The sequence below is a fragment of the Citrobacter sp. Cc139 genome, assembly GCF_030334645.1.
GTDB lineage: Bacteria > Pseudomonadota > Gammaproteobacteria > Enterobacterales > Enterobacteriaceae > Citrobacter > Citrobacter werkmanii.
In genome coordinates this window covers 1-838 of record NZ_JAOWDM010000049.1, presented here as the reverse complement: position 1 = coordinate 838, position 838 = coordinate 1, and the positions used below count along the sequence as shown (strand labels likewise).

Here is an 838-nt window from a genome sequence, read left to right as displayed (position 1 = left end):
ACATAGCCTTCTCCGTCCCCCCTTCGCAGTAACACCAAGTACAGGAATATTAACCTGTTTCCCATCGACTACGCCTTTCGGCCTCGCCTTAGGGGTCGACTCACCCTGCCCCGATTAACGTTGGACAGGAACCCTTGGTCTTCCGGCGTGCGGGTTTTTCACCCGCATTATCGTTACTTATGTCAGCATTCGCACTTCTGATACCTCCAGCAACCCTCACAGGCCACCTTCAACGGCTTACAGAACGCTCCCCTACCCAACAACACATAGTGTCGCTGCCGCAGCTTCGGTGCATGGTTTAGCCCCGTTACATCTTCCGCGCAGGCCGACTCGACCAGTGAGCTATTACGCTTTCTTTAAATGATGGCTGCTTCTAAGCCAACATCCTGGCTGTCTGTGCCTTCCCACATCGTTTCCCACTTAACCATGACTTTGGGACCTTAGCTGGCGGTCTGGGTTGTTTCCCTCTTCACGACGGACGTTAGCACCCGCCGTGTGTCTCCCGTGATAACATTCTTCGGTATTCGCAGTTTGCATCGGGTTGGTAAGTCGGGATGACCCCCTAGCCGAAACAGTGCTCTACCCCCGAAGATGAATTCACGAGGCGCTACCTAAATAGCTTTCGGGGAGAACCAGCTATCTCCCGGTTTGATTGGCCTTTCACCCCCAGCCACAAGTCATCCGCTAATTTTTCAACATTAGTCGGTTCGGTCCTCCAGTTAGTGTTACCCAACCTTCAACCTGCCCATGGCTAGATCACCGGGTTTCGGGTCTATACCCTGCAACTTAACGCCCAGTTAAGACTCGGTTTCCCTTCGGCTCCCCTATACGGTTAACC

Annotated in this window: 1 rRNA gene; it reads right to left on the bottom strand. The window is 53.3% G+C overall.

From position 1 onward, the window contains the following. Window positions 1-838, bottom strand: a 23S ribosomal RNA gene (locus tag OGV69_RS01420); the annotation flags it as partial.